Here is a 6,178-nt window from a genome sequence, read left to right as displayed (position 1 = left end):
CCCGTAACATTGTTGACGTGCTCGACGCCCAGCGTCAGCTGTACAGCTCGGTGCGCAACTACAACAACGCCCGTTACGACTACATCCTCGACAACCTGCGCTTGAAGCAGGCAGCAGGCACCTTGAGCCCGGCCGACCTGGAAACCCTGGCGCGCTTCCTCAAGCCGGACTACAACCCGGACAAAGATTTCCTGCCGCCAGACCTGGCACGTTCGGCTGAACAGAACCTCAGCGCCAAGCCGGATTATTGATCAGGCAATAACCGGCCACAGAAAACGCCCCGACTTGTCGGGGCTTTTTTATTGACGCGTCAGCACACCTGCGCCTCTATCCCCCAAGGGATATATACGCCCCCCACCCCCATTGTTAGTTTTCGTGCACAGCATAAGAACCAGCGAAGGGGCGAGCGGTGAGCGATTCCAGCCAAGCATTCGATATTGAGTTCCGTCAGGTGGTGAAGCGCTACGGCGCCACACCCGCCGTCAACGGCGTGAGCTTTCAAGTGCGCCGTGGCGCCTTCCACTCCTTTCTCGGCAGCTCAGGCTGCGGCAAAACCACCACGCTACGGATGATCGCCGGCTTCGAGCAGCCCTGCGAAGGTGAAGTGTTGCTGGCTGGCAAATCCGTTGCCGGCGTGCCGGCTTTCCAGCGGCCGGTGAATATGGTGTTTCAGAGCTATGCCCTGTTTCCCCACCTGAACGTGGCGGACAACATTGCCTACGGCCTGCGCTACCAAACCCCGCGCCCGGACAAAAAAGAGCAGCGCCGCCTCGCCGACGAAGCCTTGGAAATGGTCCGCTTAAGTGGCTACGGCCAGCGCAAACCGGGCGAGCTTTCCGGCGGCCAACAGCAACGTGTGGCGCTGGCTCGTGCCCTGGTCAACAAGCCCACCGTGCTGCTGCTCGACGAACCCCTGGCCGCGCTCGACCGCAAACTGCGCAAGGAAATGCAGTCCGAGCTGCTGCGTTTGCAGCGCGAAGTCGGCATCACCTTTGTGCTGGTGACCCATGACCAGGAAGAGGCACTGTCGATGAGCGACAGCATCAGCGTCATGCAGAACGGCGTGATCGTGCAGACCGCCAGCCCCGAGCAACTCTACGAAACCCCGGCCAGCCGCTACGTCGCGGACTTTATCGGTGAGTCGAATTTGTTTAACGGCACGGTGCGCCGCGTTGAGGGCGATTCGGTGGTGCTGGAAACCGCCCAAGGCCTACAGCTCACCAGCCCGCGCAGCCCGAGCGGCGCCAGCCTCAGTGCCCAGGTTGAGGGCTGCATTGCCGTGCGCCCGGAACTGATCAGCATCGCCGCCGCCAACACGCCATTGGCGCGTGAAATCACCCTTAACGGCCAAGTAGAAGACCGTATCTACCTGGGCAACCTCACCGAATACCGCGTTCGTACCGAACCCTTTGGCATCGTCTGCGTACGCGTGCCACGGGCGCGGGAACACCAGCAAGCCAGCTTTGAACACGGTGCTGCCGTGCGGATCGGCTGGGACCAGGCCAATGGCTTGGCGATGGGACTTTGATAGGCGCAGTTCGGCAGGTCCACCACTAAAAACCGACACGTTTAAGGGGAAGCACCATGGACAAAAAAGACTTCATCAAGACAATGCGTAGCTGGCAGAACGGTTCCATCACCCGCCGCGATTTCCTCGGCCGCACCGGCCTGGGCGTAGCCGCTGCCGTGGTCGCCAGCAATATGCCTGGCCTGCTCACCAGCTCCGCCTACGCCGCCGAAAAAGGTTCTATTGGCGACCGCGTAGCCCTGGCCACCTGGCCCAACTACCACAACGCCGCCAACCTTGAAGCCTTCGCCAGCCAGACTGGCGCCAAGGTGCAGATGAGCGTGTTTGGCTCCAACGAAGAAATGCTCGCCAAGCTGCAAGCCGGGGGTAGCGGGTGGGATGTGTTTGTGCCGACCAACTACACCATCAGCACCTATGTGGAACTGGGCCTGATTGAGCCACTGGACCTCTCGCGCCTGCCCAACTTCGACCCCAAGGCGTACGAAAAACGCTTTATGGAACAGGGCATCGTCAACGGCAAGGTCTACGCCGTGCCAAAGAACTGGGGCACCACTGGCTTTGTTTACGACAGCGACAAAATCAAAGGCAAACCGGCGTCGTGGAAAGAATTCTGGGAGTTGGCCAAAGGCCCGGCTACTGGCCGCGTGATGGTTCACGACTACCAACTGACTGCCATCGGCAACGCGCTGAAATCGTTCGGCTACAGCTTTAACTCCCTCGACGAAAAAGAACTGGCCGCTGCCGAGAAGCTGCTGATCGAAGTGAAGCCGCACCTGTTCGCCATCAACTCCGACTACCAGCCCTCCATGCGCAGCGGCGATGCCTGGATGTCGATGTGCTGGACCGGCGACGGCTCGCAACTGCACCGCGACCTGCCCAACCTGCAATTCACCCTGGGCAAAGAAGGCGGCGAACTGTGGAGCGACTTCTTCGCCATCCCCAAAGACGCCGAACACCGCGATGCGGCCTATGCCTTTATCAACTTCCTGCTCAACCCACAGGTGAACAAGCTGGAAGTCGAGGCCCACGGCTACCCGAGTGGCGACAAACGTGTCGACGCGCTGCTGCCAAAAGAAATGCTTAACGACCCGATTATGTACCCGGCGGCGGAGCTGCTCAGCACCTTGGAGTTTGGTGCGGCGGCGACCCTCACCAGCCCGGTGCGTGCCGAGTTGATGGCGCGGTTTAAAGCGGCATAAGCCAGTCCCCTCTGCGCGCTTGCGGGAGAGGGGGCTAACCGCGTGAGATGCAAAACTATGCCCAAGGATTCCCCCATGAACATAGCCGTTAGCGCACCGCTGCCTGCGGTGGCTGCAGCCGTGCCGAGCGCCAAGGCCAGCCTCGCCCGGCGTATCACCTGGCTGCTGCTGTTGCCCTCAACCCTATGGTTTGTGCTGCTGCTCTTGATGCCGCTGGTGGTCATTTTGGTCTTCAGCCTGGGTGAACGCAGCACGGTGGGTGGTTACAGCCCGGCATTTACCTTGGCCAATTACCTCAACCTCGCCTCGCGCGCCGCGGCGTTTAGCAACACCCTGGTGCTCGCGCCACTCGGCACGCTGGTGTGCCTGGTGGCCGCCTACCCACTGGCCTATTTCCTCGCGGTCAAGGTGCAGCGCAATCGCTCGCTATTGCTGACCCTGGTAATTGTGCCGTTCTGGACCAGCTTTCTGATCCGCACCTACGCGTGGATTTTTATCCTCAGCGGCAAAGGCATTCCGGCGCTGCTGGCCAGCCTGGGGCTGGACGATGTGCGCCTGATCAATACCCCAACGGCGGTGCTGATCGGCATCGTTTACGGCTACCTGCCGCTGATGGTGTTCCCCATTTACGTAAGCCTGGAAAAACTCGACAAGCGCCTGCTCGAGGCCTCCCACGACTTGGGTGCCGGCGCCTTTGAAACCTTTCGCCGCGTGACCCTGCCGCTCTCCGCGCCGGGGGTAATCACTGGGGCCATGCTGGTGTTTATCCTGCTGATGGGCGAATTCCTGATTCCGGCGATTCTCGGCGGCGGCAAGGTATTTTTTGTTGGCAACGCGCTGGTCGACCTGTTCCTGCAATCGCGCAACTGGCCGTTCGGCAGCGCCGTGGCCATGACCCTGGTGGCGATGATGCTGGCGATTATCGCGGTGTATCTGAAACTGGTGGCGCGCTACGGCGGCCGCCAGCAAGACGGGATGCTCTGAGATGAATGATAAAGCCCTGTTTCTACGCAGCTATTCGACCTCGGTGTACCTGTTTTTATATGCGCCTATCGCGCTGATCATGCTGTTCAGCTTTAACGCTGGGCGCAGTGGCTTGTCGTTTGAATGCTGCTCCACGCAGTGGTTTGGCAAGGCGTTTGGCAACCCCTTCATCATGGAAGCGCTGGGCAATAGCGCGTTGATTGCCTTGTGCTCGGCCTTGCTCGCGACGCTGTTCGGCACCCTGGCGGTGTTTGGTTTGCAGCGCGTCAGTGGGCGGGTGCGCATGGTGTTTGATGCGCTGACCTATTGCGCGATTATCGTGCCGGGCATTGTTATCGGCATCGCCACGTTGATTGCCTTTATCACCCTGTTCGACCTATTTAACCCGCTGCTGGCGGCCCTGGATATGGGCCTTCCAAAATTGCGCATGGGCTTTTTTACCGTGGTGACGGCGCACTCGTTATTCACCATGGCGCTGGTGATGGTGATTGTGCGCACGCGGGTCGATGCGCTGGATAAGTCGCTGTTGGAAGCCTCGGCCGACCTCTACGCACCGCCGCTGGAAACCTTCTGGCGGGTGATTTTGCCGCAGATTGCGCCCGCGATTCTGGCCGGCTTTCTGTTGGCCTTCACCTTTAGCTTTGACGATTTCATCATCGCGTTTTTTGTCGCCGGCTCCGAGACCACCTTGCCGATCTACATCTTCTCGTCGATCCGCCGCGGTATCACGCCGGAGATCAATGCCATATCCACGGTGATCATCCTCGCCTCCCTGGCGTTGCTGTTCACCTCCCGTTATCTGCAAGGCCGCCGCGCGGCCTAAGCCGAGCGGTAAAAGGAGAGAGCGATGCGCGATCAGCTGTATATCAACGGCCAGTGGGTAAACCCGGACTTGGGCGGTTACTTCGATACGCTGGACCCGGCTACCGAGCAGGTGATTCAGCGGGTGCCCGCCGGCACCGAAGAGGACATTGACCACGCCGTGCGCGCCGCACGCCGCGCCTTCGATAATGGTTGGGGGCAAACCAGCGGCGCCGAGCGCGCCCAATGGCTAGAGGCCTTGGCCACTGAGCTGGAAGGCCGCCAGGACGCCTTGGCCCTGCTGGAAGTACGCGACAACGGCAAGCCGCTGCCCGAGGCGCAGTGGGACATTGGTGACGCCATCGGCTGCTTCCGTTATTACGCCGAACTGGCCCGTGACTTGGACGGCCAGCAGAACGAAGCCCTGGCGCTGCCGGATGAGCGTTTTCGCTGCCATATTCGCCGTGAGCCGATTGGCGTAGCGGGGCAGATTATTCCATGGAATTACCCCTTGCTGATGGCCTCGTGGAAGGTGGCGCCAGCGTTGGCCGCAGGCGCCACCGTGGTGCTGAAACCGTCGGAGCTGACGCCACTGACCGCACTGGAATTGGCTTCGGCTGCCGACAAAATTGGCCTGCCAGCGGGTGTGCTGAATATCGTCACCGGCCTTGGCGCCGACGCCGGCAGCCCACTGAGTCAGCACCCGCAAGTAGATAAGCTGGCCTTTACCGGCAGCGTACCCACCGGGGCGAAAATTATGTCGGCGGCGGCGGCCGATATCAAAAACATTAGCCTGGAGTTGGGCGGTAAGTCGGCGTTTATCGTGTTTGACGATGCCGATATTGAGGCTGCCGTGGAGTGGATTTTGTTCGGCATTTTCTGGAACCAGGGCCAAGTGTGCAGCGCCACCTCGCGCTTATTAGTGCAGCAGGGCATTGCCAGTAAGTTGCTCGATCGCTTGGTCGAGGCCACTCGCGCAATCACCATCGGCAGCGGCCTGGAGCAGGGTGTTCTGCTCGGGCCACTGGTGAGCAAAGGGCAACTGGAAAAGGTCATCGGCTTTGTTGAACAGGCCAAGCTGAGCGGCGCCAAATTGCTCACCGGCGGCAAGCGCCCCGCCCATCTCGACCAGGGCTACTTTATTGAGCCGACCATCTTCGACGAGCCGGCAGAGAACAGCATTATCTGGCGCGAAGAAGTGTTTGGCCCGCTGCTGTGCGTAAAGCGCTTTACCACCGAGCAAGACGCCATTCGTATGGCCAACGCCAGCCGCTTTGGCTTGGCAGGCGCGGTGATGAGCGCCGACCCACAGCGCGCCACCCGTGTAGCCAATGGGCTGCGCGCCGGGATTGTCTGGGTTAACTGCTCACAACCCACCTTCAACCAGGCGCCCTGGGGCGGCATGAAACAGAGCGGCATTGGTCGCGAGTTGGGGCGCTGGGGCTTGGATAATTATCTGGAAGTCAAACAAGTCACCGAGTACATCGGCAGCGAGCCGTGGGGTTGGTATTTGTAGAGTGTGCCGGTCCGCGCACGGTGTGCGCCCAAGCGATTTCCCGGATCACACCCTACGGTCTCTCCATATAACGGTGATCGGGAACGCCCCTGAGGCTGGAGATTCGCTGCGCCACCACCTGAAAACCCAAACGCTCATATAGGGCTTGGG

At 60.6% G+C, this 6,178-nt stretch carries 6 protein-coding genes; all 6 read left to right on the top strand.

Going from position 1 to position 6,178, the window contains the following annotated elements:
- On the top strand, positions 1-251 hold a 251-nt coding region (locus AAAB16_RS16870; protein WP_340664361.1), incomplete at its 5' end, for a TolC family protein.
- Between the two features lie 158 nt (positions 252-409).
- The gene (locus AAAB16_RS16865) at positions 410-1,528 is read left to right on the top strand and encodes an ABC transporter ATP-binding protein (RefSeq protein ID WP_340664360.1); all 1,119 of its coding nucleotides are present in this window, start codon (positions 410-412) and stop codon (positions 1,526-1,528) included.
- Positions 1,529-1,584: 56 nt separating this feature from the next.
- The gene (locus tag AAAB16_RS16860; RefSeq protein WP_340664359.1) at positions 1,585-2,727 is read left to right on the top strand and encodes an extracellular solute-binding protein; all 1,143 of its coding nucleotides are present in this window, start codon (positions 1,585-1,587) and stop codon (positions 2,725-2,727) included.
- 75 nt (positions 2,728-2,802) lie between these two features.
- Entirely contained in the window at positions 2,803-3,711 is a 909-nt protein-coding gene (locus tag AAAB16_RS16855; RefSeq protein WP_340664358.1) for an ABC transporter permease, read from the top strand.
- Positions 3,712-3,727: 16 nt separating this feature from the next.
- Positions 3,728-4,534 carry an ABC transporter permease gene (locus AAAB16_RS16850; protein ID WP_340664362.1) on the top strand — a complete coding sequence of 269 codons (807 nt, stop codon included), beginning with the start codon at positions 3,728-3,730 and terminating at the stop codon, positions 4,532-4,534.
- A gap of 24 nt (positions 4,535-4,558) precedes the next feature.
- Positions 4,559-6,028 (top strand): aldehyde dehydrogenase family protein, encoded by a 1,470-nt coding sequence (locus AAAB16_RS16845; RefSeq protein ID WP_340664357.1) that lies wholly within the window; start codon positions 4,559-4,561, stop codon positions 6,026-6,028.
- Positions 6,029-6,178: the final 150 nt, after the last annotated feature.

Source organism: Pseudomonas sp., assembly GCF_037994325.1.
Classification (GTDB): Bacteria; Pseudomonadota; Gammaproteobacteria; order Pseudomonadales; family Pseudomonadaceae; genus Aquipseudomonas.
The sequence above is the reverse complement of the archived record's forward strand: the minus strand, read 5'-3'. Positions and strand labels throughout refer to the sequence as shown.